We start from the raw sequence: 25,795 nt of genomic DNA, 5'->3' as shown, positions 1-25,795 counted from the left end.
CCCCCCCCCCCCCCCCCCCCCCCGGTTACCAGCCTCGGGCCTTCCACTCCGGCAGGGAGGGGCGTTCGGCGCCGAGGGTGGTGTCCTTGCCGTGGCCCGGGTAGACCCAGGTGTGGTCCGGGAGGCGGTCGAACAGGCGCTCGACCACGTCCGTGTAGAGCTGCTGGAAGCGTTCGGGGTCCTTCTGGGTGTTGCCCACTCCGCCGGGGAAGAGCGAGTCGCCGGTGAACAGGTGCTGCTCGTCCGCGCCTCCGTCGTAGAGCAGGGCGACCGAGCCAGGGGTGTGGCCGCGCAGGTGGATGGCCTCGACGGTGACGACGCCGACGGCGATGCGGTCGCCGTGCTCGATCGTGCGGTCCACCGGGATGGGCAGGCCGGGAGCGTCCAGCGGGTGGGCCAGCACCTGCGCGCCGGTCACCGTGGCCACCTGCTCCAGCCCCTGCCAGTGGTCGCCGTGCTGGTGGGTGGTGACGATGGCGCTGATCGGCTGGTCGGCCACCAGGGCGAGCAGCCGGTCCGGCTCGGCCGCCGCGTCGATGAGCAGCCCGTCGCCCGTCTCGGTGCAGCGCAGCAGGTAGGCGTTGTTGTCGTACGGGCCGACCGCGAGCTTGTAGATCGTCAGACCGGGCAGCTTCCGCACGTCGGCGGGGCCGCCGACCTGAACGTCGCCTGTGTAGGTCATGGGTAGTCCTTCGGTGGCGTCGCGGGCAGGTCAGCGGGGGCGGTCATCGTCAGCCACGGTGGTGCCGGCGGAAGGTCCTGGCCTGCCGCGCCGGGTCGCGACGATCGTCCCACTGGCACCACCTTAACGCCCTCGCCCGCCGATCTTCCGGTGAGCCAGGCCAGGACGTCCGTCGGCGCACCCTCCACCTCGGGGCCCTGGCCGAGGTCGTGCCACGGTGTGCGTGAGGAGCCGGTGAAGCGCACCGCGCTGACCGTGCTGTGCTCGCGCGACCAGGTCATGAGGCAGTCGTTCAGCTCTCTGCGGACGAACGCGTCGGCCCAGTCCGACGGGCGGTATCCGGCGCCGAGATCGACGTGGTGCATGCCCAGCTCGCGCAGCCTCCTGACCACGATGTACCAGGCGGGATGGGGGGGCGGGCGCAGGCCGGCCACCGGAGCCTGCCACGCCTGTTCCGGGTGGTCGCGGATCGCGGCGTCGAGGCGGGCGACGCTGTCCCTGAGGTCGGCGACGTGCTCGGCGGCCGGGAGGGCGGCGCGGGACTCGATCTGCTGCTCGCGGACGGCCGGGCTCGGGTACTGCGGGGTCACGACGCCCGTCCTGGCCCAGGTGAGCAGGTTGACGTGGCTGTCGGCGTTCCTGGCGACATGGACGAGCACGTGGCCCCTGGACCAGCCGGGCAGGCGGGACGGTAGGAGGACGTCGTCGTCGGACAGGGAGGCGGCGGTGGTCAGCAACCGATCGTTGGCGGTGGCCATCTCGGCCAGCAGTCTCTGCAGAAGAGTCATGATTTGATATTTCATCATCTGTGATCAGGTTGGGCATGACCGGCCCGGCCGCCGGTGAGGGGCATAAACGGGCAGGTCGCGGGGTTGAATGGGGAAGGCCTCCTGTCGGGGTGGGAGTAGGCCGTAACCTGAGAGGGACGGATTTCCGCCAGGCCGCATGCGGCCCTGCCGAAATTGTCGGACCCCCCGTCTACCATCCCCCGTGGACCTATCCGCCTTTCGACATCCGGGATCACCGTGGCAGACCGCCTGATCGTGCGTGGTGCACGAGAGCACAACCTCAAGGACGTCTCGCTGGACCTGCCGCGAGACGCTCTGATCGTCTTCACCGGCCTGTCCGGCTCCGGCAAGTCGAGCCTGGCCTTCGACACGATCTTCGCCGAGGGTCAGCGCCGTTATGTGGAGTCGCTGTCGGCGTACGCGCGCCAGTTCCTCGGCCAGATGGACAAGCCCGACGTCGACTTCATCGAGGGCCTGTCGCCGGCGGTGTCGATCGACCAGAAGGCGACGAGCAAGAACCCTCGCTCCACCGTCGGCACGATCACCGAGGTCTACGACTACCTGCGGCTGCTGTGGGCCCGCATCGGCAAGCCGCACTGCCCGGTCTGCGCCCGCCCGATCGCCAGGCAGACCCCGCAGCAGATCGTCGACCGGGTGATGGACCTGGAGGAGGGCACCCGGTTCCAGGTGCTGGCCCCGGTCGTCAGAGGCCGTAAGGGCGAGTACGGCGAGCTGTTCCGCGAGCTGCAGACCAAGGGCTTCGCCCGCGCCAGGGTCGACGGCACGGTGGTGCGGCTGGAGGAGCCGCCGACGCTCAAGAAGTACGAGAAGCACGACATCGAGGTCATCGTCGACCGCCTGTCGGTCAAGGATGCGGCGCGGCGCAGGCTCACCGACTCGGTCGAGACCGCGCTGCAGCTGTCCGGCGGCACGATCACGCTGGAGTTCGTCGACCTGCCGGAGGGCGACCCCGGCCGCGAGCGCTTCTACTCCGAGCACCTCTACTGCCCCTACGACGATCTGTCGTTCGAGGAGCTGGAGCCGCGCTCGTTCTCCTTCAACTCGCCGTTCGGTGCCTGCCCCGAGTGCACCGGCCTCGGCACGAAGATGGAGGTGGACCCGGACCTGGTCGTCCCCGACCCCGAGCGCGAGCTCGGCGAGGGCGCGCTGCACCCCTGGTCGGGCGGCCACACCAGCGAATACTTCGTCCGTCTCGTCGAGGCGCTCGGCCACACCATGGGCTTCACCCTCGCGACGCCGTGGGAGAAGCTGCCCAAGAAGGCGCAGAAGTCGCTGCTGTTCGGCCACGACGAGCAGGTGCACGTCCGCTACAGCAATCGCTACGGCCGCCAGCGCTCCTACTACACCACCTTCGAGGGCGTCATCCCGTGGGTGCAGCGCCGGCACGCCGAGGCGGAGAGCGACGCGACCCGCGAGCGGTTCGAAGGCTACATGCGCGAGATCCCCTGCCCGGCCTGCAAGGGGGCCAGGCTCAAGCCGGTCACGCTGGCCGTCACGGTGGCCGGCAAGTCGATCGCCGACGTGGCGGGCATGTCGATCGGCGAGTGCGCGAAGTTCCTGGCCGCGCTCAAGCTGTCCGAGCGCGACATGCACATCGCCGAGCGGGTGGTCAAGGAGATCAACGCCCGGATGGGCTTCCTGCTCGACGTCGGCCTCGACTACCTCACCATGGACCGCGCCGCCGCCACCCTGGCCGGCGGCGAGGCGCAGCGCATCCGGCTGGCCACGCAGATCGGCTCCGGCCTGGTCGGCGTCCTCTACGTGCTCGACGAACCCTCCATCGGCCTGCACCAGCGCGACAACATGCGGCTGCTCGACACGCTCATCAGGCTGCGCGACATGGGCAACACGCTGATCGTGGTCGAGCACGACGAGGACACCATCGCCGCCGCCGACTGGGTGGTCGACATCGGCCCGGGGGCCGGCGAGCACGGCGGCCAGGTCGTCGTCTCCGGCACGGTGCAGGAGCTGCTGGCCAGCGAGGAGTCCATGACCGGCCAGTACCTGTCCGGTCGCAGGAGCATCCCGATCCCCGCCAAGCGCCGTAAGCGCGACAGGAAGCGCCAGATCACCGTCAAGGGCGCGCGCGAGCACAACCTCCAGGGCGTCGACATCGACTTCCCGCTCGGCGTGTTCACCGCGGTCACCGGCGTGTCCGGCTCCGGCAAGTCCACGCTGGTCAACGACATCCTCTACAACGCGCTGGCCAAGGAGCTCAACGGCGCCCGCACGGTGCCCGGCCGCCACGCGCGCATTAACGGCATGGACCAGGTCGACAAGGTCGTGCACGTCGACCAGTCGCCGATCGGCCGCACCCCGAGGTCCAACCCGGCCACCTACACCGGCGTGTTCGACCACGTGCGCAAGCTGTTCGCCGCCACCGCCGAGGCCAAGGTGCGCGGCTACCAACCCGGCAGGTTCAGCTTCAACGTCAAGGGCGGCCGCTGCGAGGCGTGTTCCGGCGACGGCACCATCAAGATCGAGATGAACTTCCTGCCCGACGTCTACGTCCCCTGCGAGGTCTGCCACGGCGCCCGCTACAACCGGGAGACGCTGGAGGTCCACTACAAGGGCAAGACGATCGCCGAGATCCTCGACATGCCGATCGAGGAGGGGCTCGCCTTCTTCGACGCCATCCCGGCGATCAAGCGCCACCTGCAGACGCTCAACGACGTCGGCCTGGGCTACGTACGGCTCGGCCAGCCGGCCACCACGTTGTCCGGCGGCGAGGCGCAGCGCGTCAAGCTCGCCTCCGAGCTGCAGCGCCGACAGACCGGGCGGACCATCTACGTCCTCGACGAGCCCACCACGGGCCTGCACTTCGAGGACATCCGCAGGCTGCTCGGGGTGCTCGGGCGGTTGGTCGACGGCGGCAATTCGGTCATCGTCATCGAGCACAACCTCGACGTCATCAAGACGGCCGACTGGGTCATCGACATGGGGCCCGAGGGCGGCTCACGCGGCGGCTCCCTGGTCGCGGCCGGCACGCCGGAGGAGGTCGCCCTGGTGGACGAGAGCCACACGGGACGCTTCCTGCGCAAGATCCTGTCCGTCTAGATCCCTGCAGACTTGAGGAGACGTACGGGAGAAAGGGCACCTGGCAGCTCGTCAGGGGCCGTGCCGGCGTGCGGCCGTGGGTCTTGCCACCCGCTGACGGGACCGAGGGGTGCCGCCCCTAGGGTGAAGGGACGGTAACGGCCTGACCTGCACGAGGTCAGCGGGGACGCGGAGGGGTCAGCGGCGATGACGGTTACTGAGGGGGGCTCCGCCATGCCCGCGGTCGGGCGGCGCGAGGCGCTGGGGGCGGCCGGGGTCGCGGCCTGCGGGCTGGCGCTCGCCGGGTGCGGCGCCGGCGACGCCGAGGCCAAGCCCGTGGCCGGGATCAAGGGACAGGTGATCGCGAAGACCGCCGACGTGCCCGTCGGCGGCGGCACGGTGGTGCGCAAGTGGAAGATCGTGGTGACGCAGCCGTCGAAGGGCGTCTACAAGGCGTTCAGCTCCGCCTGCCCGCATCGCGGGTGCGCGGTCGGCGCGCCGCGGGACAACGTGCTGAGATGCCCGTGTCACGGCAGCGAGTTCGCCGCCGACACGGGCAAGGTGATGACGGGCCCCGCGACCAAGTCGCTGGTCGCCTACCAGGTCAAGGTCGAGGGCGACGGCATCGTGGTGGTGTGAACGGGTAATTCTGCGTAGTGCGCGGGATTGGGTCACGGCACGCTGAACCCGGGTCAGGGCGGGAGACGTACCTGAAGTGAAACCCAATACCTGGGAGGACGCACCATGACCGAATCGACGCGCCGCGCGGTGGTGTTCGGAGCCGGAGGCGCCGGGCTGGCCGCAGTGCTGACAGCGTGCGCCAGCTATGGCTCGCCCACCACGGTGGTGGCGGATCCGGCTGAGGAGCCCGTCGGCGACGAAGAGTCGTCGGCCGCGCCGACGAAGAAGGCCAAGGCGCCGAAGGCGCTCGCCGAGACCAGTGACATTCCCACGGGTGGCGGCAAGATATTCGAGGGCCAGAAGCTGGTGATCACCCAGCCGACGGAGGGGGAGTTCAAGGCCTTCAGCGCGACCTGCACCCATGCGGGCTGCACGGTGGCCAGCATTTCCAACGGTGTGATCAACTGCCCCTGCCACGGCAGCCAGTTCAAGATCGAGGACGGCTCCGTGGCCAAGGGGCCCGCCGGCGAGCCGCTGGAGGAGAAGCAGATCAAGGTGGCGGACGGCAAGATCAGGCTCGCGTAAGGCGATATTCATCAATTTCTCAGGTGCGTACGCTTGGCTGTGCCGCATGGGAGATGACCTTAAGAGTCGTAGAACGGTGTTCGCGGGCGTCGGCGCGGGCGGCCTGGCGCTGGCGTTGACCGCGTGTGGCGCGGGCGGTGACACCACGACCGCCGCGCCCGCGACGAGTGAGCCGGCGGCCAGTGCGCCGGCCACGTCGAGTGCCCCCGCGGCCGCCGAGGGACTGGCCAAGACCGCCGACATCCCCGTCGGCGGCGGCAAGATCTTCAAGGAGCAGAAGATCGTGGTCACCCAGCCGACGGAGGGTGAGTTCAAGGCGTTCAGCGCGAGCTGCACCCACCAGGGCTGCGCGGTGGCCAGCATCGAGAACGGGCTCATCGACTGCCCGTGCCACGGCAGCAAGTTCAAGATCGAGGACGGTTCGGTGACGCAGGGTCCGGCGACCAAGCCGCTCCCCGCGCAGGAGATCAAGGTGGAGGGCGACCAGATCACGCTCGCCTGACCCGTACGCTTCCGCTCCGCCCGCCGTACCTGGCTCGAAGGTACGGCGGGCTTCCTTGTCGGTGCGGGCCATTAGGCTGGAATCGTGGCGAGATCAGCGGGCAGCCCCTTGAGTTTCCGGCCCAAACCAGGCTCCATCCCCGATTCCCCCGGGGTCTACCGGTTCAAGGACGCCCACGGCCGAGTGATCTACGTCGGCAAGGCCAAGAGCCTGCGGCAGCGGCTCAACTCCTACTTCGCCGACTTCTCCGCCCTGCATCCGCGCACCCAGTCCATGCTGACCACCGCCGCGGACGTCGACTGGACCGTCGTCGGCACCGAGGTGGAGGCGTTGCAGCTCGAATACTCCTGGATCAAGGAGTTCGACCCGCGCTTCAATGTGAAGTACCGCGACGACAAGTCCTACCCCTACCTCGCGGTCACCATGGGCGAGGACTTCCCGCGCGTGCAGGTGCTGCGCGGCGCCAAGCGCAAGGGCACCCGCTACTTCGGCCCCTACTCCCATGCCTGGGCCATCCGCGAGACCGTCGACCTGCTGCTGCGCGTCTTCCCGGTGCGCACGTGCAGCGCCGGGGTGTTCCGGCGGGCCGGGCAGATCGGCCGGCCGTGCCTGCTGGGCTACATCGACAAGTGCTCGGCCCCGTGCGTCGGCAGGGTCAGTGAGCAGGAGCACCGCGACCTGGCCGAGGATTTCTGCGACTTCATGGGCGGTAACACCACCCGCTTCATCAAGCGCCTCGAACAGGACATGCGCGCGGCCGCCGCCGAGCAGGAGTACGAGCGCGCCGCCCGCCTGCGCGACGACATCCAGGCGCTGCAGCGGGCGCTGGAGAAGCAGGCGGTGGTGCTGGGCGAGGCCACCGACGCCGACGTGATCGCGCTCGCCGAGGACCCGCTCGAAGCCGCCGTCCAGGTGTTCTATGTGCGCGGCGGGCGCATCCGCGGCCAGCGCGGCTGGGTGGTCGACAAGGTCGACGAGGTCACGCCCGGCGAGCTGGTCGAGCAGTTCCTGCTGCAGATGTACGGCGAGGCGGGCGCCGAGTCGATGCCCCGCGAGGTTCTCGTGCCGACGCTGCCGCCGGACGCCGAGGCGGTGGTCGAGCTGCTGTCGGAGCAGCGCCGCGCCCGGGTGGACGTGCGCGTGCCGCAGCGCGGCGACAAGAAGTCGCTGATGGAGACCGTCGAGCGCAACGCCAAGGAGTCGCTCGCCCAGCACAAGATCCGCCGGGCCGGCGATCTGACTACGCGCAGCAAGGCGCTGCAGGAGATCGCCGACGCGCTCGATCTGGAGCAGGCGCCGCTGCGCATCGAGTGCTACGACGTCTCCCACCTCCAGGGCGAGAACGTCGTGGCCTCGATGGTGGTGTTCGAGGACGGCCTGGCCCGTAAGGGCGAGTATCGGCGTTTCGCCGTCAAGTCCAAGGAAGGCGACGTCGCCTCCATCCACGAGGTCATCATGCGCCGGTTCCGGCGCTATCTGGAGGAGCGCTCCGCGACCGGCGAGCTGGCCGCCGAGGACGACGCCCACGGCCCCATCGACCCGGAGACGGGCAAGCCGCGCAAGTTCGCCTACCCGCCCAATCTGGTCGTGGTCGACGGCGCCGGGCCGCAGGCCGCCGCCGCGCAGCGCGCCCTGGACGAGCTCGGCATCGACGACGTCGCCGTGGTCGGCCTGGCCAAGCGGCTGGAGGAGGTGTGGCTGCCGGGCGACGACCAACCGGTGATCATGCCCCGTTCAAGCGAGGGCCTCTACCTGCTGCAACGTGTCAGAGACGAAGCACACAGGTTCGCCATCACCTACCATCGAGCCAAGAGGTCCAAGTCCGTGAAGGAGAGCGCGCTCGACAGCGTGCCCGGCCTCGGACCGGCGCGCCGTCAGGCGCTGCTCAAGCACTTCGGCTCGGTGAAGAAACTGCGCGAGGCCACCGCGGAGCAGATCTGCGAGGTCCCGGGCATCGGCCCGGCCACCGCCGACGTGATCGTGTCGACCCTGAAGGGGGATGGACAGTGAACACCACCGAGCCGGCGTTCGTCATCGTCACCGGCATGTCGGGGGCTGGGCGGAGCACCGCGGCCAAGGCCCTGGAGGACCTCGGCTGGTTCGTCATCGACAACCTGCCACCGGGGCTGCTGTTCGCCATGGCCGAGGAGGCCGGCAAGGTCAAGCTGGCGGCCGACAAGGTCGCCGCCGTCGTGGACGTACGCAGCCTGGCCTTCACCACCGACCTCAACGCCGCCATCGAGGAGCTCGAGGGCCGTGGCGTCAAGGTGCGCGTGGTCTTCCTGGAGGCCAGCGACGAGGAGCTGGTGCGCCGCTTCGAGAACGTGCGCCGCCCCCACCCGCTGCAGGGCGAGGGCCGGCTGGTCGACGGCATCGCCCGCGAGCGCGGCATCCTGCGCGAGGTGCGCGCCAATGCCGACCTGGTCATCGACACCTCCGCGCACAACGTGCACGAGCTGCGCGGCAGGATCGTCGCCTACTTCGGCGGCGACCACCGGCCCGGCCTGCGGGTCAACGTGGTGTCCTTCGGGTTCAAGTACGGCCTGCCGGTCGACGCCGACCTCGTGGTCGACTGCCGGTTCCTGCCCAACCCGCACTGGGTGCCGGAGCTGCGGCCGATGAACGGCATGGATCCGTCCGTGCGCGACTACGTGCTCGGCCAGCCCGGCGCCAAGGAGTTCCTCGACGCATACGAGGAGGTCCTCAAGGTCATCGCGGGGGGCTACGCGCGCGAGGGCAAGAGCTACGCCACGCTCGCCGTCGGCTGCACGGGTGGCAAGCACCGCAGCGTGGCCATGTCCGAGCAGATAGCCGCCCGCCTGCGCGACCGCGGCATGGAGGTCCAGGTGAGTCACCGGGATGTGGGGCGGGAGTGACCGATGAACGCCTCGGCGCGGCCGCGAGCGAGTTAAGCCGGATCTCGTCCAGGACGCAGGATCCGCCCGGCGGCCTGAAGGTGGTCGCGCTGGGCGGCGGGCACGGCCTCTACGCCTCGTTGTCGGCTCTGCGCGTGGTGACCGACGCGCTGACCGCGGTGGTGACCGTCGCCGACGACGGCGGCTCCAGCGGCAGGCTCAGGCGCGAGCTCGGCGTGCTGCCCCCGGGTGACCTGCGGATGGCGCTGGCGGCGCTGTGCGGCGACGACGAGTGGGGCAGCACCTGGAGCGAGGTCGTCCAGCATCGCTTCCGCAGCGAGGGAGACCTGCACGGGCACGCCGTGGGCAACCTGCTCATCGTGGCGCTGTGGGAGCTGCTCGGCGACCCCGTCGCCGGGCTCGACTGGGTGGGGCGGCTGCTCGGCGCGCACGGCCGGGTGCTGCCGATGGCGTCGGTGCCGCTCGACATCGTCGCCCAGGTGGAGCTCGACGGGGTGATCTCCACGGTGCGCGGCCAGGTGGCGTGCGCGCAGACCGCCGGCCGGGTGCAGTCGGTCACCCTGGTGCCCGAGGATCCGCCCGCGCGGCCGGAGGCCGTCGAGGCGGTGCTGGAGGCCGACTGGGTGGTGTTCGGGCCCGGCTCGTGGTTCACCAGTGTGCTGCCGCATCTCAAGGTGCCCGAGCTGGCCAGGGCGCTGCACCGGACGCGGGCCCAGCGGCTCGTCACGCTCAACCTCGCGCCGCAGCCGGGCGAGACCGACGACTTCTCCCCGCAGCAGCACCTGGAGGTGCTCAGACAGCACGCCCCGGGCCTGTCGCTGGACGTCGTGCTCGCCGACGCCGGGGTGGTCGACGACCCCGACGCCCTTGACAAGGCCGCCGCCGGGTTCGGCGCGCGGTTGGTCATGGCCGACGTGGCCGCCTCCGACGGCTCGCCCCGGCATGACCCACGACGTCTTGCCTCCGTCCTGGACGAGATTTTCCTCCAGAAGCGTTGATCCTGGTCGGCGCGGCGGAAAGGTGCGAGAGACTGCTGTGAGCCGGTCTGAATGGGGGAGGACTAACGCTTATGGCGATGACGGGTGTGGTGAAGGACGAGCTGAGCCGCCTGCCGGTGCTCAAGCCCTGCTGCCGCAAGGCGGAGGTGTCCACGCTGCTGCGGTTCGCCAGCGGCCTGCATCTCGTGGGCGGGCGCATCGTGATCGAGGCGGAGCTTGACACCAACGCGACCGCACGGCGGTTGATCAAGGACATCGGCGAGGTGTTCGGCCACAAGGCGGAGGTGCTCGTGCTCGCGCCCGCCGGGCTGCGCAAGGGCTCACGTTACGTGGTGCGCGTCTACCGCGACGGCGAGGCGCTCGCCCGCCAGACGGGGTTGATCGACAACCACGGGCGGCCGGTGCGGGGGCTGCCGCGCCAGGTGGTGGCGGGCGCGGCCTGTGACGCGGAGGCGGCCTGGCGGGGGGCCTTCCTCGCGCACGGCTCGCTCACCGAGCCGGGACGGTCCATGTCCCTGGAGGTCACCTGCCCGGGCCCGGAGGCCGCGCTGGCCCTGGTGGGCTCCGCCCGGCGGCTCAAGATCCACGCCAAGGCCCGTGAGGTGCGCGGCGTGGACCGCGTCGTGGTGCGTGACGGCGACGCCATCAGCGCCCTGCTCACCCGGCTCGGCGCGCACGACAGCGTGCTGGCCTGGGAGGAGCGGCGGATGCGCCGCGAGGTCCGGGCCACCGCCAACCGCCTCGCCAACTTCGACGACGCCAACCTGCGCCGCTCGGCCCGCGCGGCGGTCGCGGCGGGCGCGAGGGTGCAGCGCGCGCTGGAGATCCTCGGTGACGAGGCGCCCGAGCACCTCGTGGTGGCCGGGCGGCTGCGGGTGGAGCACAAGCAGGCGTCTCTGGAGGAGCTGGGGCAGATCGCCGACCCGCCGCTGACCAAGGACGCCATCGCGGGCCGGATCAGGCGACTGCTGGCCATGGCCGACAAGCGCGCCTCCGACCTCGGCGTCCCCAACACCGAGGCCAACCTCACGGTCGACATGCTGTCGTCCTGACCTGCGACGCGCCGTGCCTGCGGCCACGGCCGCCCGGTCCCTGCCGTACTCACTCTCCCGTACGGAATTCGTACGGAATTCGTACGGGAGAGTACGGGAGAGTGAGGTCAGGCCTCGCCGCGGTCGGGCGGGGGGCTGAAGAGGTTGGGCGGGGCGGCGGCGGGCTTGGCGGCCTGGAGCGGCTCGAAGGGGGCGCGGTAATCGGCCTCCCGGTCCGCCGCGGGCGTCTCCTCTTCGGCGGCGGCCTGGGCGAGCCGTGCGCGGCGGCGCAGGCGCAGCACGCGCAGCAGGGTGAGGAGCAGGGCGGTGCCCGCGGCGATGGACAGATCCCGCCAATGGTCGGGTGAGACCCGGAACAAGGTCGCCGTCCCCAGTGCCACCTCCTCCAGGATGCCGAGGATTTTCTCCGAGGTGTCAGCCGGAAAACCTACGTTGATGATGATGTGGGCGGTCTGGCCGCCGATCCAGCCGAGCGCCATGGCCGCCAGTGCGTACAGCGCCGCGCTGAACGGCAGGAGGAGACTCCGCGCCCGCGCCGCCCAGTGCGCGAGAGCGGTGACGAGCCCGACCACGAAGGCGCCGGCGGCGGGCAGCACGTCTCCGCCGCCGAGCCACCGGACGTCGTAAGGCAGTTGGACGCGGTAGAAGAGCCACGTGCCGTATGCCGCCGCCGTCAGTAACGCCGCGATCAACCCGATGATCAGTCCGCGCAGCAGGCCGGACCCCTTGTGTGACATCTCAGCCCCCAGAGAATGCCTAATTTACTCCGACGAGTCGGGCACTTTACTCGAACCACGCAAACTATGCCTCCTGAACAGCGATTCCCAAGGCGGGGGTTGCAGTGGTCTAAACCAATTTGGTTCCGATAGGGTTCGATGGTTGAGGTAAGTAGTCCGCCATCACGTACGAGGAGATCGGTTCCGTGAGCATCCGCGTAGGCGTCAACGGCTTCGGCCGCATCGGTCGCAACTTCTGGCGCGCGGTCGCCGCCAGTGGCAAGGACATCGAGATCGTCGCGGTCAATGACCTGACCGACAATGCGACGCTGGCCCACCTGCTGAAGTACGACAGCATCCTGGGCCGTCTGCCGTACGAGGTGAAGGCCTCCAGCGACGAGATCACCGTGGACGGCAAGGCCATCAAGGTCTTCGCGGAGCGCGATCCGGGCAAGCTGCCCTGGGGCGACCTCGGTGTGGACGTGGTCGTGGAGTCCACGGGCCTGTTCACTGACGCCAACAAGGCCAGGGCGCATGTCGACAACGGCGCCAAGAAGGTCATCATCTCCGCCCCGGCGAAGAACGAGGACGTCACCGTCGTGATGGGCGTCAACCACGGCGCCTACGACCCGGCGCGGCACACCATCGTCTCCAACGCCTCCTGCACCACCAACTGCCTGGCCCCGATGGCGAAGGTGATCCACGACACCTTCACCATCGAGAGGGGTCTGATGACCACCATCCACGCCTACACGGCGGACCAGAACCTGCAGGACGGCCCGCACAAGGACCTGCGCCGCGCCCGCGCCGCCGCGCTCAACGTGGTGCCCACCTCCACCGGCGCCGCCAAGGCCATCGGCCTGGTCATGCCCGAGCTCAAGGGCAAGCTCGACGGCTTCGCGATGCGCGTGCCGATCCCCACCGGCTCGGCCACCGACCTCACCGTCGACCTCGGCCGCGAGGTCACCGCCGACGAGGTCAACGCCGCGGTCAAGGCCGCCGCCGAGGGGCCGCTCAAGGGCATCATCAGCTACACCGAGGACCCGATCGTCTCCTCCGACATCGTCACCGACCCGGCCTCCTGCATCTTCGACGCCGGCCTGACCAAGGCCATCGGCAACCAGGTGAAGGTCGTCGGCTGGTACGACAACGAGTGGGGCTACTCCAACCGCCTCGCCGACCTCATCGAGCTGGTGGGCAAGGACCTGTGACCGGAGGCCGCCGCACCGGGCCGTCCGAGCGGACGGGAGGAGCTTAGTTGCGCAAGCTGGACGATCTCGACGTCAAGGGCCGGCGCGTGCTCGTGCGCGCCGACCTCAACGTGCCGCTCGACGGTGAGACGATCACCGACGACGGGCGCATCCGCGCCTCCGTGCCCACGATCACCGCCCTGGCCGAGGCCGGGGCGAAGGTCATCGTCTGCGCCCACCTCGGCAGGCCCAAGGGCCAGCCGAAGCCCGAGTTCTCGCTGCGGCCGGTGGCCCGGCGCCTGGGCGAGCTGCTCGGCCAGGACGTGGCCTTCGCCACCGACGTGGCGGGGCCGGGCGCGCAGAGCGCCGTGGCGGGCCTCCAGGAGGGCCAGGTGGCCCTGCTGGAGAACCTGCGCTACGAGCCGGGTGAGGAGTCCAAGGACGACGCCACCCGCCGTGCGTTCGCCGAGAGGCTGGCGGCGCTGGCCGAGCTCTACGTGGGTGACGGCTTCGGCGCCGTGCACCGCAAGCACGCCAGCGTCTACGACGTGCCCGCGCTGCTGCCGCACGCGGCGGGCGGGCTGGTCGTGGCCGAGGTGGAGGTGCTGCGCAAGCTCACCGAGGACACCGAGCGGCCCTATGTGGTCGTGCTCGGCGGCGCCAAGGTCAGCGACAAGCTCGGCGTCATCGCCAACCTGCTCACCAAGGTCGACCGGCTCCTCGTCGGCGGCGGCATGGCCTACACCTTCCTCGCGGCCCAAGGCCACGAGGTGGGCAACTCACTGCTGCAGGCCGACCAGCTCGACCAGGTGCGCGGCTTCCTCGACGAGGCGGCCAAGCGCGGCGTCGACCTGGTGCTGCCCGTCGACGTGCTGGCCGCCACCGGCTTCGCCGAGGACGCGCCGTACGACGTCGTGGACGCCACCCGGATCCCGGCCGACCGGGAGGGGCTCGACATCGGGCCCGAGACCCGGGAGCTGTTCGCGGCCAAGCTGGCCGACGCCAGGACCGTCTTCTGGAACGGCCCCATGGGCGTGTTCGAGTTCGGGGCCTTCGCCGGCGGCACCCGGGCGGTGGCCGAGGCGCTGATCGCCTCCGACGCCTTCACCGTGGTGGGCGGCGGCGACTCGGCGGCGGCCGTGCGCAGGCTCGGCCTGGCAGAAGACGGCTTCTCCCACATCTCCACCGGTGGCGGGGCGAGCCTGGAATACCTCGAGGGCAAGACCTTGCCCGGACTCGCCGCCTTGGAGGACTGACTTGAGAAAGCCGCTCATCGCCGGCAACTGGAAGATGAACCTCAACCACCTTGAGGCGATCGCGCTGGTCCAGAAGATGGCCTTCGCGCTCAACGACAAGGACTTCGACAAGGTCGAGATCGCGGTCCTGCCGCCGTTCACGGATCTGCGCAGCGTGCAGACGCTCATCGACGGCGACAAGCTGCGCATCCTCTACGGCGCCCAGGACCTGTCCGCGCACGACCCCGGCGCCTACACCGGTGAGGTGTCCGGCGCCATGCTGGCCAAGCTGGGCTGCACGTTCGTGCTGGCCGGCCACTCCGAGCGGCGTCAGTACCACCGTGAGGACGACGACCTGGTCAACGCCAAGGTGCAGGCGGCCCTGCGCCACTCGCTCACCCCCATCCTCTGCGTGGGCGAGGGGCTGGAGGTGCGCCAGGCGGGCGGTCAGATCGCGCACACGCTGGGCCAGCTCGACGGCGGCCTGCGCAAGGTCTCCGCCGATCAGGCAAAATCGATGGTGGTGGCCTACGAGCCGGTATGGGCGATCGGTACCGGCGAGGTGGCCACCCCCGAGGACGCCCAGGAGGTCTGCGGGGCGCTGCGAGTGCGACTCGCGGAGCTCTACGACGCCGAAGTGGCCTCGTCAGTCCGTATCCTTTACGGAGGCTCGGTCAAGTCGGGAAACATAGCGGGGATCATGGCGCAACAGGACGTCGATGGCGCGCTCGTGGGCGGTGCCAGCATCGATGCCCCGGAGCTCGTGCGAATCTGCCGTTTCTCCGATATGCCTGGCTAACTGAGTCGTTCTGGGGGTGCGACTTGACAACAGGCCGTACCCTCAAGAAGCAAGTTTGAATCGTCACGCGTAACAGAGCATTGAAGGAACAGGCATACCGTGGAACTCGGAATCTCCATCGCCGTCGCCCTGGCGAGTCTTCTCATGATCCTTCTCGTCCTGCTCCACAAGGGCAAGGGAGGCGGCCTGTCTGACATGTTCGGCGGTGGCTTCTCGTCGAACTTCGGTGGTTCCTCGGTGGTGGAGCGCAACCTCGACCGGCTGACCGTCATCACGGGCGTGGTCTGGTTCGTCTGCATCATCGCTCTGGGCCTGGTCGTCAGGCCCTGAGAGGCCAAGTAAACGCGTGACAGTGATTCTCCCCCCGTGTCTCACGGGGCGATCGAGCGAGGAGTTCATCCGTGGGTAGTGGCAACGCGATCCGTGGCAGCCGAGTCGGCGCCGGCCCTATGGGGGAGGCCGAGCGCGGCGAGGCAGCTCCGAGAGTGCGGGTCTCGTTCTGGTGCGCCAACATGCATGAGACGCGCCCCAGCTTCGCCAGCGACGCGGCGGTTCCCGAGCTTTGGGACTGTCCGCGTTGTGGGCTCCCGGCCGGTCAGGACGAGGCGGCCCCGCCTGCCCCGCCCCGGAACGAGCCGTACAAGACGCACCTGGCGTATGTGAAGGAGCGCAGGAGCGACAAGGACGGCAAGGCGATCCTCGAGGAAGCGCTGGAGCGTCTGCGCAACAACAAGTCCCCCTGGTAGGACCGTACGTGAGCGTGGCCCCGGCGACCGTTGTCGCCGGGGCCACGCTGTTGTGCTACGGCCGTTCGTGGACGGGGACGCCGTCGATGAAGGTCATGCGGACCCCGGTGGTCCAGATCTCCGCGGCGGGCAGCGCGAACGGGTCGCGGTCCAGCACCACCAGGTCCGCCGGGCGGCCCGGCTCGATCACGCCGGCGGGGGAGCGGTTGATCCAGGCCGAGCCCGCCGTGTAGGCGGTCATCGCGGTCGCCAGGTCGATGCGCTGCTCCGGCAGGAACGGTGTCCGCGCCGTCGGGTAGTCCGCGTGCACCGAGCTGCCCGGTTCGGTGCGGTTCACCGCCACGTGCATGGCCTGCAGCGGGTCGGCGGTCGACACCGGCCAGTCGCTGCCCGCGCAGAACGAGGTGCCGTGCGCCAGCAGGTCAGCGAACGGATACTGCCACGACGAACGGGGCTCGCCGAGGAAGGGCAGCGTCAGCTCGTCCATCTGCGCGTGGTGGGTGGCCCACAGCGGCTGCAGGTTGGCGGTGACGCCGAGCGCGGCGAAGCGCGGCACGTCCGACGGCTCGATGATCTGCAGGTGCGCGATGTGGTGCCGGTTGGCCGGGTCGGTGCCTTCGAAGCTGTCCAGCGCCTCACGCACCGCCCGCTCGCCGATCGCGTGGAAATGCACCTGGAAGCCCAGCCGGTCCAGCTCCGCGACGTACTCCTTGAGCTTGGCCGGGTCCACGTACGACAGGCCCGTGCCGCCGCAGCGGCAGTAGGGCTCCAGTGTGGCGGCGGTGAAGTTCTCCGTGATGCCGTCCTGCATGATCTTCACCGAGGTCGCCGCGAAGCGGTCCAGCCCCTCGGCGGAGGCCCGGCGCGCCACCAGGGAGTCGATCTGCTCCAGGCCGCGGGTCCTGTCCCACCACAGCGCCCCTACCACCCGCGCCCGCAGCCGTCCCGAGCGCGCCGCCGACAGGTAGGTGGGGAGTTGGTCGTCGGAGCCCGCGTACGAGCCCACGATCGCGTCCTGCCAGCCGGTGATGCCCAGGGACAGCAGGTGACGCTCGGCGTCGGCCAGGGCCGCGTCGAGGTCCTCGGCGGTGGGCCGGGGCGTGAGCAGGCCCACCAGGTCCATCGCGCCCTCGTGCAGGACGCCGCTGGGGGCGCCGTCGGCGTCGCGCTCGATCCGCCCGTCGGCCGGATCCGGCGTGTCCCTGGTGATCCCGGCCAGCTCCAGCGCCCGGCTGTTGACCCAGGCGGCATGGTGGTCGCGCTGGATCAGGTAGACCGGCCGGTCGAGGAAGTCGAGCTGCTCGCGCCGGGGCAGCCCGCCGGGGAACGCCGTCATGTCCCAGCCGCCGCCGTCGATCCACTCCTTGCCGGGATTCGCCTCGGCGTAGGCGTGCACGGCGTCGAGGTAGTCGCCGAGCCCGTACAGCTCCGACAGGTCGCATCTGGCGCGCTCGAGACCCGCCTGGACGGGGTGCAGGTGCGCGTCGGTGAACCCCGGCACGAGCAGCCCCCCGTCCAGGTCCACGATGTCGTACGCGGCGGTGAGCCGGGCGAGCTCCCGCTCGGCGCCGACGGCGGCGATCGTCCCGTCCCGCACCAGGACGGCCTCGGCGAAGCCGTCCGTGGCGGTGAACACGCGTCCGCCTCTGAAGAGGATGTCCACAGGGCTGTCTCCCATCTCGGTGCCGCCCATCATGCCCGGAGCGGATGGTCAGTGGCCGGTGATCCGGTCGGCCAGCCGGGCCAGCACGGAGGTGCGGGGCATGGAGCGTTCCCGGTGGTCGGCCACCCGGTAGAGGCGGTACATCGTGTGCACGCCCAGCCAGCGCAGCGGCTCCGGCTCCCACGCCCGCACCTCGCGCCCCACCCACGGCAGCGTCGTGAGCGGCGTCCGCTCGCCCAGGATCAGGTCGCGCAGGGTACGACCGGCCAGGTTGGTGGTGGTCACCCCGTGACCGGTGTAGCCGCCGGCCCAGCCGAGCCCGGTCGCCGGGTCCAGGTGCACGGCCGAGCACCAGTCACGCGGCACGCCGAGCACGCCCGACCAGGTGTGCGCCACGCTGGAGGAGGCCGCCGCCGGGAAGAAGTCCGTCAGGAGGTCCCACAGGGCCTCGACCGTCCGCTCGTGGGTGTGGCCGCGGGCGTCGACGCGGGAGCCGTACAGGTAGGGCTTGCCCCGGCCGCCGAAGGCGATCCGGTCGTCGGCGGTGCGCTGGGCGTACATGTAGTAGTGCGCGAGGTCGCCGAGCAGTTCGGCGCCGTGCCAGCCGGTCGACTCCCAGAACGACGCGGGCAGCGGCTCGGTGACGATCATGGAGCTGTTCATCGGCAGCCACTGCCGCCGCAGTCCCGGCAGTCGCGCGGTGAAGCCCTCGGTGGCGCGGATCACATGCCGCGCGCGCACCGTGCCGTACGGGGTCCGCGCCAGGTGCGGGGTGATGCGCGTGACGGGTGTCCCCTCGTAGATCGTCACCCCCAGGTCGCGTACGGCCTGCGCCAGGCCCTGGGCGAGCTTGGCCGGCTGGATGCGCGCGCAGTGCGGGCTCCAGGTGGCGGCGACGGCTCCGGCCACCCGCAGGCGCTCGCCGGGCTCCACCAGCCGCAGGTCCCGCTCGGTGCTGCCCCAGGCGCGGGCGGCCGAGACCGAGGCCCGCAGCCGGGCCGCCTGGGCGGTGGTGCGCGCCACGTTGACGACGCCGTCCTTGACGATGTCGGCGTCGATGCCCTCCTTCTCGCAGACGGCGATCACCTCGTCGATGGAGGCGTACATCTCCCGCTGCAGCCGCCTGGCCTCTTCGGCCCCGTGCGTCCTGGCGTATCGCTCGTGCGAGCCGGCCAGGTCGCCGGTGAGCCAGCCGCCGTTGCGGCCGGAGGCGCCGAACCCGGCGAACTCCTGCTCCAGCACCACCACCTCCAGCGAGGGACGGGCCTGCTTGAGGTAGTAGGCCGTCCACAGCCCGGTGTAGCCGGCGCCGACGATGGCCACGTCGGCCTGGAGGTCCCGGTCGAGCGGCGGGCCGGGGGTGGGCACGCCGGAGGAGCGGTACCAGAAGGCCACATCGCCATTGACGTACCCGGGTGACAAGGGAACTCGCGCGCTCATGACGCCATATCCTGCTATATCCGGATAAGTTTGCGCATCTCGGTACGAATTCCGCGACGAAACATGACGTTAGCGGCACCGTAACAGGCACCCGGCATCCTTCTCGTATGGGATTCATGCGCATCCGCACCACGGTCGACGAGCGGCCGGGACGGCTCGCCTCCCTCGCCGCGGCCCTGGCCGCCCGGGGTGGCAACATCCTCGGCCTGAGCGTCCAGTCCGACAGCGACGGCACCGTCGACGAGTTCGTCGCCGACATCCCCGCACACCCCGAAGCCGTGCGCGAGGCCCTGGAGGCGGCCGGGGGCCGCCGGGTCCAGGTGGTCCCCGCGACCGCGCACGAGCTGACCGACGAGCCCACCCGCGCGCTGCTGCTCGCCTCCAGGCTGCGCGCCATGCCCTGGCGGCTGCCCGAGCTCCTGGCCGAGCTGCTGCGCGCCGACGACGCCAGGTGGATCTATGGTGAGGCGGTGAGCGATCTTCCCGACCCGACGCAGCTCGTGGTGCCCGTCGCGCCGAGACGTGCCGTACGACTGCGCCGCGCCGAGCTGCCCTTCACCCTGACCGAGGCGGCCAGGGCGGCCTCCTTCGCCCGGCTCGCCCAGCCGCCGGCGGAGCAGGCCGCGGGCGAGAGCCCGGTCAAGCTGGCCGACGGCGCCGAGATCACCATCCGGCCGCTCACCTCCATCTACCGCGAGTCCATACGCGACCTGCACGACAGGTGCTCGCCGGAGGCGCGCAGGTTCCGCTACTTCACCGCCATGCCCACGCTGCCGCCGCGCCTGTTCGACCGGCTCTGTGACCGCAGCCGGGGATACTCCCTGGTGGCGGGGAACGACGGACAGGTGGTGGGGCTGGCCAACCTGTTCTTCACCGCCGATCCCGGCGTCGCCGAGATGGCCTTCCTGGTCGAGGACCGCTGGCAGGGGCGCGGTCTGGGCCAGGTGCTGGCCCGGATGCTGGTGCGCGAGGCGCGCGACCGGGGCTACGCCGAGGTGAAGGCCACCATGCTGTCGGACAACGTCCGGATGCGCCGGCTGCTGATCTCGCTGGGCGCACCCCTCAACTACACCGAGGACCCCGGCGTCGTGGAGGCCCGGCTGCCGGTCGGAGCCGTGGCGTCGGTCTGATCCTCATCGGCCGCGCCTCCTCCTGGGTGGGGACGGCGACCCCGCGAGCGCGATCGGAGTTCGCGCGGGGGCCCGCGCCATGCGCTAGAAACCCGCCCCTGCGGGGTATCTGACCTGTGTGGATCTTGATGAGGTGGCAGGCCGGTTGTACGCGCTCCCGCCCTCGGAGTTCACCGCCGCCCGTGCCACGGAGGCCGCCGCGGCCAAGCAGGCGGGCGACGCCGCGCTGGCCCGGCGGATCGGCGGGCTGCGCAGGCCCACGGTCTCGGCCTGGGCGGTGAACCGGGTCGCCCGTGAGCATCCGGACGAACTGGACGAACTGCTCTCCGTAGGCCAGGAACTGCGTGCGGCCTGGCAGGCGCAGGACGCCGAGGCGCTGGCGGAGCTGACCCGGCGGCGCGGCGAGGTGACCGGCAGGCTCGCCAGGCTGATCAGGCAGGGCGGCGACGTCTCGGCCGCCGCCGCGGCCGAGGTGGACCAGACGCTCGACGCCGCCGTGGTGGACGCCGACGCCGCCGAGGAGGTACGGCGCGGCCGCCTGGTCAGGCCGCTCAGCTACAGCGGCTTCGCCCCGGCACCCGCTACGGGCGGACGTCCCGGCGGCCGGAAGAAGCCCACCGGGGAGGACGAGGAGGCACGGGCCAGAAAACGCGCGGAGGCCGAGGCCAGGAAGGCCAGGGAGCGGCAGGAAGCCGAGGCCGCGCACCGCGAGTGGCGTGAGGCGCTGGCCGAGGCCGAGCGGGAGCACGGCGAACGCGCGGACAAGGTCGCCAGGCTGGAGGCCAAGCTGGCCAAGGCGCGCAAGCGGCTCGCCGAGAGCGCCCAGCGACTGGAGGTGACCAGGCGCGAGGAACGGCACGCCCGGCAACGGCTGGAAGAGTAGAGCCGGGGAGCGGGCGCGCGGCGACAACCGAGCCGGGAGCAGGCGTGCGGCGACAACCGAGCCGGGGGGCAGGGGCGCGGCAGCGACCGAAGCCGGGGGCGGCGCGCTTGGGAGCGGCTGCCGAAGCGGCGCGCTCGGCAGCGGTCGGTGGGTGGGGTCGCAGGAGCGCTGGGTGGGCCCACAGCGCTCCGGCATGGCCTGGCCGGGCCACCTGGAGTCTGTGGGCCGCAGGGACAAGCTGGAGCCCCTACAGCCGCCTCTGGCCGGGTTCCCGTCGTGGTCGGACGTCGTGGAGCAGGAGGGGCGGCACGCTTCCGTGGGCGAAAGTCCAGAAACCGACATTTTTGTGTGAGATAACGCCATGAGCGCTTACCGAACGTGAAATGTCAGCCCTATCGTCGTCGGTATGACCATCGATGCCTTCATCCAAGCTCTGCCCAAGGTCGAGCTGCACGTGCACCTGGTCGGCTCCGCCTCGGTGGCCACGGTGCTGGAGCTGTCGCGGCGGCACCCGGACAGCCAGGTGCCCACCAGCGAGGAGGAACTCCGAGCCTTCTACACCTTCCGCGACTTCCCCCACTTCGCCCAGGTCTACGGCGCCGTCAACGCGCTGGTGCGGGAGCCCGAGGACGTGGCGACCCTGGTCCTCGGACTGGCGCGTGACCTGTCCACCCAAGGGGGCCGCTACGCGGAACTGCAGGTGACCCCGTACGCGCACCACATCATGGGCCTGCCGAAACGGGAGACCACCCAGGCCCTGGACCTGGCCGCGAAGCAGTCCCTGGCCGAGCACGGCGTCGAGATGGCGTACATCTTCGACATTCCCTCGGAGTTCGGGAAGGAGGCGGCCGAGATCACGCTCGACCACGCGCTGGGTGAACCTCCCGCCGCGCTGGTAGGTTTCGGGATCGGCGGGATCGAGCAGCGCCGGGCGCCGTTCAGGGACGTCTTCCGCGACGCGTTCGCCGCGGCGCGGGCGGCCGGGCTGCACAGCGTTCCGCACGGCGGTGAGATGACGGGCCCGGAGACCATCTGGGAGGTCATCGAGGGGCTGGGCGCCGAGCGCATCGGTCACGGCATCGCCTGCCTCGACGACCCGCGCCTGGTCGCCCACCTGCGCGAGACGCAGCTCCCGCTGGACGTCTGCCCCACCTCGAACGTGTGCACCGGCCAGGTCGGGCGGATCGAGGACCACCCGCTGCCGCGCATGCTCGCCGAGGGCCTGTTCGTCACGCTCAACAGCGACGACCCGCCCATGTTCGCCACCACGCTGAGCGATGAGTACCGGGTCGCCGCCCGCGTCTTCGGCTTCGGCGTCCAGGAGCTGACGCTGCTGGCGCGTAACGGCGTCCGGGCGTCCTACCTGCCGGCCGGACGCAAGCAGGCGCTCCTGGACGAGATCGACGCGCTGGCCGCCTGAGCGGTCAGGGTGAGGCGATGCGCCCCAGGCCCGGCGGGATCTTCCCGGCGGCGGCGCGGTCGAGCAGGAACAGCGTCCGGCCCCGGCCGCGGGCGCCCGCCGCGGGCACCTGGACGGGCCCGGACTCCGACAGCGCGAGCCGTACGGCACCGGACTTGCCGTCACCGGCCGCCACCACCCACACCTCGCGCGAGGCCTGGATGACGGGCAGTGTCAGCGAGATGCGCGTCGGCGGCGGCTTGGGCGCGCCGTGCACCGCCACCACGGCACGGGTGTCGTAGAGCGACGGCATGCCGGGGAACAGCGACGCCACGTGGGCGTCGGGACCCATGCCGAGCAGCATCACGTCGAAGCTGGGCGCCGGGCCGTGGTCCTCCGGACGGGAGGCCTTGCGGAGCTCGGTGGCGTAGGCGTCGGCCGACTCCTCGGCCGACAGGCCGGAGTCCGGGCCGAGCATGACGTGCACCCGCTCGGGGTCGACGTCGACGTGGTCGAGCAGCGCCTGCCTGGCCCCGGTCTCATTGCGCTCGGGGTCGCCGGTGGGCAGGAAGCGCTCGTCGCCCCACCAGATGTCCAGGCGGCGCCAGTCGACGGCGTCACGGGCGGGCGTGTCGCGGATCGCCGCCAGCGTGGCGGTGCCGACCGTGCCTCCGGTCAGCACCAGCGACGCCGACCCCGTGGCGGACTGCACGTCGACCAGCCGGGTGATGATCCGCGCCGCCACGGCCTTGGCCAGCACTTCGCCGTCACGGTGCACAACAACAGTGGGAACGCTCACTGGAACACTCTTTCACGTTTCGGGCATGCCCAGGCGCCGCCGCGCGAGCACGGCGGCGCCCGGGACTCAGCGCCGGTACAACTGCGCCAGGCGCTTGACCGCGGACTCGTAGATCTCGTCGGTGTCCAGCCGGCGCAGCTCCTCCGCCAGCAGCTCCGACAGCTGCCGCCGGGCCAGTGCGACGTTCCTGCCGGGCTGCCCGGGGCGGGACAGCACCGCCTGGCGGGCGTCGTCGCGGATCACCGACAGCTCCCCGTCGTCGATCGTGAGCCGGACCGCGGTGATGCCGGGGCCGTCGGAGGCGCCGACCCGCATCTCCACGCCGAGCCGATCCGACAGCCAGGCCGCCAGCAGCGGCGCGCTCGGGTTGCCCGCGGACGCCTCCACGATCCCCTCGTGCACCTTGCCCACGGGCTGGTCGAAGGCGGCGGCCAGCAGACTGCGCCACGGCGTGAGCCGCGCCCACGCCAGGTCGGTGTCGCCCGGCGCGTAGCCCTTGGCCCGGTCGGCCAGGAAGGAGACGCCGTCGTCGCCGGCGTTCCTGGCGTCGGTGAGCCGCCGCTGGGCGAGCATGCCGATCGAGTCCGCCGACGGCACCTCCGGAGCGCGGCTCGGCCACCACGCGACCACCGGCGTGTCCGGCAGCAGCAGCGGGCTGACCACGGAGTCGGCGTGCTCGGTGAGCTCGCCGTACAGGCGCAGCACCACCGTCTCGCCCGGCGAGGACTCGCCGATGCGCAGCTCGGCGTCGAGCCGGTTGGCCTCGTCGGTCTCCCGGTTGATCACCACCAGGATGCGCGACGGATGCTCGCGCGCCGCCTCGGTGGCGGCGCGCAGCGAGTCGTACTGGTCGCGCTCCTCACAGACCACGACCAGCGTCAGCACCATGCCGACGGCGGGCGCGCCCATCTGGTGGCGCAACTGGGTGAGCTGACTTGAGATCTTGCCTGCCGTCGTGTCGGCCAGCATGAACGTGGTCACTTACAGCCTCCTCCAGACGCGCCCGTCGCGGGCCATCATCGCGTCGGACGCCGCAGGCCCCCACGAACCCGACGGGTACGGCTCCGGCTGGCCCTGGGTGGACCAGAACTCCTCGATCGGGTCGAGGATCGTCCACGACAGCTCGACCTCCCGCTGGTGCGGGAAGAGCGGCGGGTCGCCGATCATCACGTCGAGCAGCAGCCGTTCGTACGCCTCAGGCGACGACTCCAGGAACGACTCGCCGTAGGCGAAGTCCATGGACACGTCACGCACCTCCATGGCCGTGCCCGGCACCTTGGAGCCGAACCGCACGGTGATGCCCTCGTCCGGCTGCACCCTGATCACCAGCGCGTTCTGGCCGAGGATCTCGGTGTCGTCCTTGCTGAAGGGCAGGTGCGGCGCCCGCTGGAACACCACGGCCACCTCGGTGACCCGGCGGCCCAGCCGTTTGCCGGTGCGCAGGTAGAACGGCACGCCGGCCCAGCGCCGGTTGGCGATCTCCAGCTTGACCGCGGCGTAGGTCTCCGTGGTGGACTCCACCGAGATCCCGTCCTCCTGCAGGTAGCCGACGACCTTCTGGCCGCCCTGCCACCCCGCCGCGTACTGGCCGCGCGAGGTGTTGAGCGACAGGTCCGCGGGCAGTCGCACGGCCTTGAGCACCTTCTCCTTCTCCCGCCGCAGTGCGGCGGCGTCGAAGGAGGTCGGGTCCTCCATCGCCACCAGCGCCAGCAGCTGGAGCAGGTGGTTCTGGATCACGTCGCGGGCGGCGCCGATGCCGTCGTAGTAGCCGGCCCGGCCGCCGATGCCGATGTCCTCGGCCATGGTGATCTGCACATGGTCGACGAAGCTGCGGTTCCAGATCGGCTCGTAGAGGTTGTTGGCGAACCTCAGCGCCATGATGTTCTGGACCGTCTCCTTGCCCAGGTAGTGGTCGATCCGGAAGATCGAGCTCTCCGGGAAGGCGGAGTTGGTGATCTCGTTCAGCTCGTGCGCCGACTGCAGGTCATGGCCGAACGGCTTCTCGATGACCACCCGCCGCCACGACCCGTCGGGGGCCTCGGCCAGCCCTGTCCGCCGGAGCTGCTCCACCACCACGGGGAAGAACTTCGGCGGCACCGACAGGTAGAAGGCGTAGTTGCCGCCCGTGCCCCGCAGCTCGTCGATCTCCCGCAGCGCCATGGCCAGCGCGTCGAACGCCCCGTCGTCGGAGAACTCGCCCGGCACGAAGTGGATGCCCTCGCGCAGCTGGTTCCAGACCTCCTCGCGGAAGGGGGTCCTGGCATGGGCCTTCACGGCGTCATGGGTCAGCTTGGCGAAGTCCTGGTCCTTCCAGTCGCGCCTGGCGAAACCGACCAGGGAGAAGCCCGGGGGCAGCAGCCCCCGGTTGCCCAGGTCGTAGATCGCCGGCAGCAGCTTGCGCTTGGCCAGGTCGCCCGTCACGCCGAACAGCACCATCACGCACGGCCCCGCCACCCGCGGCAGCCGCTTGTCACGCGGGTCCCGCAGCGGGTTCGCGGCCGCCACCTCCAGTGTGGTGGAGGTGCCGGCGACGGCGGCCGCCACGGCGACGGCCTCCTCAGGGGGCCCTGCCGGCTCACTCATCTCAAACCTCCTGCGCCGCTGTGAGCGGCCGCGCGGCTCCCCGCCGCGCGG

Annotated in this window: 24 protein-coding genes; 16 read left to right on the top strand and 8 right to left on the bottom strand. The window is 70.9% G+C overall.

All coding sequences use genetic code 11. The features are described 5' to 3' along the window. Window positions 1-25: 25 nt before the first annotated feature. Window positions 26-682 (bottom strand): MBL fold metallo-hydrolase, encoded by a 657-nt coding sequence (locus tag ACIBQX_RS38445; RefSeq protein ID WP_397013437.1) that lies wholly within the window; start codon window positions 680-682, stop codon window positions 26-28. Beyond that, window positions 679-1,470 carry a maleylpyruvate isomerase family mycothiol-dependent enzyme gene (locus tag ACIBQX_RS38440; RefSeq protein ID WP_397013435.1) on the bottom strand — a complete coding sequence of 264 codons (792 nt, stop codon included), beginning with the start codon at window positions 1,468-1,470 and terminating at the stop codon, window positions 679-681. The genes ACIBQX_RS38445 and ACIBQX_RS38440 overlap by 4 nt, the downstream gene beginning before the upstream one ends. A gap of 237 nt (window positions 1,471-1,707) precedes the next feature. Between ACIBQX_RS38440 and uvrA the strand changes: the two genes are divergently transcribed. The 8 genes from uvrA (at window position 1,708) to whiA (ending at window position 11,161) form a co-directional block, all read left to right on the top strand. After that, entirely contained in the window at window positions 1,708-4,548 is a 2,841-nt protein-coding gene (gene uvrA, locus ACIBQX_RS38435; RefSeq protein ID WP_397013433.1) for an excinuclease ABC subunit UvrA, read from the top strand. Window positions 4,549-4,734: 186 nt separating this feature from the next. Continuing rightward, complete coding sequence (locus tag ACIBQX_RS38430; protein ID WP_397013431.1) at window positions 4,735-5,166, top strand: Rieske (2Fe-2S) protein; 432 nt, start codon at window positions 4,735-4,737, stop codon at window positions 5,164-5,166. Window positions 5,167-5,271: 105 nt separating this feature from the next. Beyond that, a complete protein-coding gene (locus ACIBQX_RS38425) occupies window positions 5,272-5,733 on the top strand; it encodes a Rieske (2Fe-2S) protein (protein WP_397013429.1) in 462 nt (153 codons plus the stop codon). Window positions 5,734-5,779: 46 nt separating this feature from the next. After that, window positions 5,780-6,235: a Rieske (2Fe-2S) protein gene (locus tag ACIBQX_RS38420; RefSeq protein ID WP_397013427.1), complete on the top strand. Its 456-nt coding sequence runs from the start codon at window positions 5,780-5,782 to the stop codon at window positions 6,233-6,235. A gap of 108 nt (window positions 6,236-6,343) precedes the next feature. Beyond that, window positions 6,344-8,245 (top strand): excinuclease ABC subunit UvrC, encoded by a 1,902-nt coding sequence (gene uvrC / locus ACIBQX_RS38415; protein ID WP_397013487.1) that lies wholly within the window; start codon window positions 6,344-6,346, stop codon window positions 8,243-8,245. After that, window positions 8,242-9,111 carry an RNase adapter RapZ gene (gene rapZ / locus ACIBQX_RS38410; protein ID WP_397013425.1) on the top strand — a complete coding sequence of 290 codons (870 nt, stop codon included), beginning with the start codon at window positions 8,242-8,244 and terminating at the stop codon, window positions 9,109-9,111. The genes uvrC and rapZ overlap by 4 nt, the downstream gene beginning before the upstream one ends. A gap of 80 nt (window positions 9,112-9,191) precedes the next feature. Continuing rightward, window positions 9,192-10,109, top strand: coding sequence for a uridine diphosphate-N-acetylglucosamine-binding protein YvcK (gene yvcK, locus ACIBQX_RS38405; protein WP_397013486.1), 918 nt, complete (start codon window positions 9,192-9,194; stop codon window positions 10,107-10,109). Window positions 10,110-10,180: 71 nt separating this feature from the next. Next, the gene (gene whiA, locus ACIBQX_RS38400; protein ID WP_397013423.1) at window positions 10,181-11,161 is read left to right on the top strand and encodes a DNA-binding protein WhiA; all 981 of its coding nucleotides are present in this window, start codon (window positions 10,181-10,183) and stop codon (window positions 11,159-11,161) included. A gap of 107 nt (window positions 11,162-11,268) precedes the next feature. On the opposite strand, the gene ACIBQX_RS38395 is transcribed toward whiA, so the two are convergent. Then, a complete protein-coding gene (locus ACIBQX_RS38395) occupies window positions 11,269-11,898 on the bottom strand; it encodes a hypothetical protein (protein ID WP_397013421.1) in 630 nt (209 codons plus the stop codon). Between the two features lie 185 nt (window positions 11,899-12,083). Here ACIBQX_RS38395 and gap point away from each other — a divergent pair, with 185 nt between their 5' ends. The 5 genes from gap (at window position 12,084) to ACIBQX_RS38370 (ending at window position 15,847) form a co-directional block, all read left to right on the top strand. After that, window positions 12,084-13,088 (top strand): type I glyceraldehyde-3-phosphate dehydrogenase, encoded by a 1,005-nt coding sequence (gene gap, locus ACIBQX_RS38390; protein WP_397013419.1) that lies wholly within the window; start codon window positions 12,084-12,086, stop codon window positions 13,086-13,088. 47 nt (window positions 13,089-13,135) lie between these two features. Next, entirely contained in the window at window positions 13,136-14,323 is a 1,188-nt protein-coding gene (locus ACIBQX_RS38385; RefSeq protein WP_397013417.1) for a phosphoglycerate kinase, read from the top strand. 1 nt (window position 14,324) lies between these two features. Continuing rightward, the gene (gene tpiA, locus ACIBQX_RS38380) at window positions 14,325-15,101 is read left to right on the top strand and encodes a triose-phosphate isomerase (RefSeq protein ID WP_397013415.1); all 777 of its coding nucleotides are present in this window, start codon (window positions 14,325-14,327) and stop codon (window positions 15,099-15,101) included. Window positions 15,102-15,200: 99 nt separating this feature from the next. Then, on the top strand, window positions 15,201-15,431 hold the full coding sequence (secG, locus tag ACIBQX_RS38375; protein ID WP_397013414.1) for a preprotein translocase subunit SecG: 231 nt from the start codon (window positions 15,201-15,203) through the stop codon (window positions 15,429-15,431). Window positions 15,432-15,502: 71 nt separating this feature from the next. Continuing rightward, on the top strand, window positions 15,503-15,847 hold the full coding sequence (locus tag ACIBQX_RS38370; protein ID WP_189140373.1) for an RNA polymerase-binding protein RbpA: 345 nt from the start codon (window positions 15,503-15,505) through the stop codon (window positions 15,845-15,847). Window positions 15,848-15,902: 55 nt separating this feature from the next. Here the strand turns inward: ACIBQX_RS38370 and ACIBQX_RS38365 are convergent, their stop codons facing one another. Continuing rightward, complete coding sequence (locus ACIBQX_RS38365; RefSeq protein ID WP_397013412.1) at window positions 15,903-17,543, bottom strand: amidohydrolase; 1,641 nt, start codon at window positions 17,541-17,543, stop codon at window positions 15,903-15,905. A gap of 15 nt (window positions 17,544-17,558) precedes the next feature. Further along, window positions 17,559-18,950 (bottom strand): NAD(P)/FAD-dependent oxidoreductase, encoded by a 1,392-nt coding sequence (locus ACIBQX_RS38360; RefSeq protein ID WP_397013411.1) that lies wholly within the window; start codon window positions 18,948-18,950, stop codon window positions 17,559-17,561. 107 nt (window positions 18,951-19,057) lie between these two features. Here ACIBQX_RS38360 and ACIBQX_RS38355 point away from each other — a divergent pair, with 107 nt between their 5' ends. The 3 genes from ACIBQX_RS38355 (at window position 19,058) to add (ending at window position 22,383) form a co-directional block, all read left to right on the top strand. Beyond that, complete coding sequence (locus ACIBQX_RS38355; protein ID WP_397013410.1) at window positions 19,058-20,080, top strand: GNAT family N-acetyltransferase; 1,023 nt, start codon at window positions 19,058-19,060, stop codon at window positions 20,078-20,080. 118 nt (window positions 20,081-20,198) lie between these two features. Continuing rightward, window positions 20,199-20,963: a hypothetical protein gene (locus tag ACIBQX_RS38350; RefSeq protein ID WP_397013408.1), complete on the top strand. Its 765-nt coding sequence runs from the start codon at window positions 20,199-20,201 to the stop codon at window positions 20,961-20,963. Between the two features lie 406 nt (window positions 20,964-21,369). Continuing rightward, on the top strand, window positions 21,370-22,383 hold the full coding sequence (add, locus tag ACIBQX_RS38345; protein ID WP_397013407.1) for an adenosine deaminase: 1,014 nt from the start codon (window positions 21,370-21,372) through the stop codon (window positions 22,381-22,383). 4 nt (window positions 22,384-22,387) lie between these two features. On the opposite strand, the gene pgl is transcribed toward add, so the two are convergent. From pgl to zwf, 3 genes are all read right to left on the bottom strand, one after another. After that, entirely contained in the window at window positions 22,388-23,161 is a 774-nt protein-coding gene (pgl, locus tag ACIBQX_RS38340; RefSeq protein ID WP_397013406.1) for a 6-phosphogluconolactonase, read from the bottom strand. Between the two features lie 66 nt (window positions 23,162-23,227). Further along, a complete protein-coding gene (locus tag ACIBQX_RS38335) occupies window positions 23,228-24,142 on the bottom strand; it encodes a glucose-6-phosphate dehydrogenase assembly protein OpcA (protein WP_397013404.1) in 915 nt (304 codons plus the stop codon). Continuing rightward, window positions 24,143-25,744: a glucose-6-phosphate dehydrogenase gene (gene zwf, locus ACIBQX_RS38330; protein ID WP_397013403.1), complete on the bottom strand. Its 1,602-nt coding sequence runs from the start codon at window positions 25,742-25,744 to the stop codon at window positions 24,143-24,145. Between the last annotated feature and the right edge of the window lie 51 nt (window positions 25,745-25,795).

This window comes from Nonomuraea sp. NPDC049714, from assembly GCF_044465295.1.
Lineage (GTDB): Bacteria > Actinomycetota > Actinomycetes > Streptosporangiales > Streptosporangiaceae > Nonomuraea.
The sequence above is the reverse complement of the archived record's forward strand: the minus strand, read 5'-3'. Positions and strand labels throughout refer to the sequence as shown.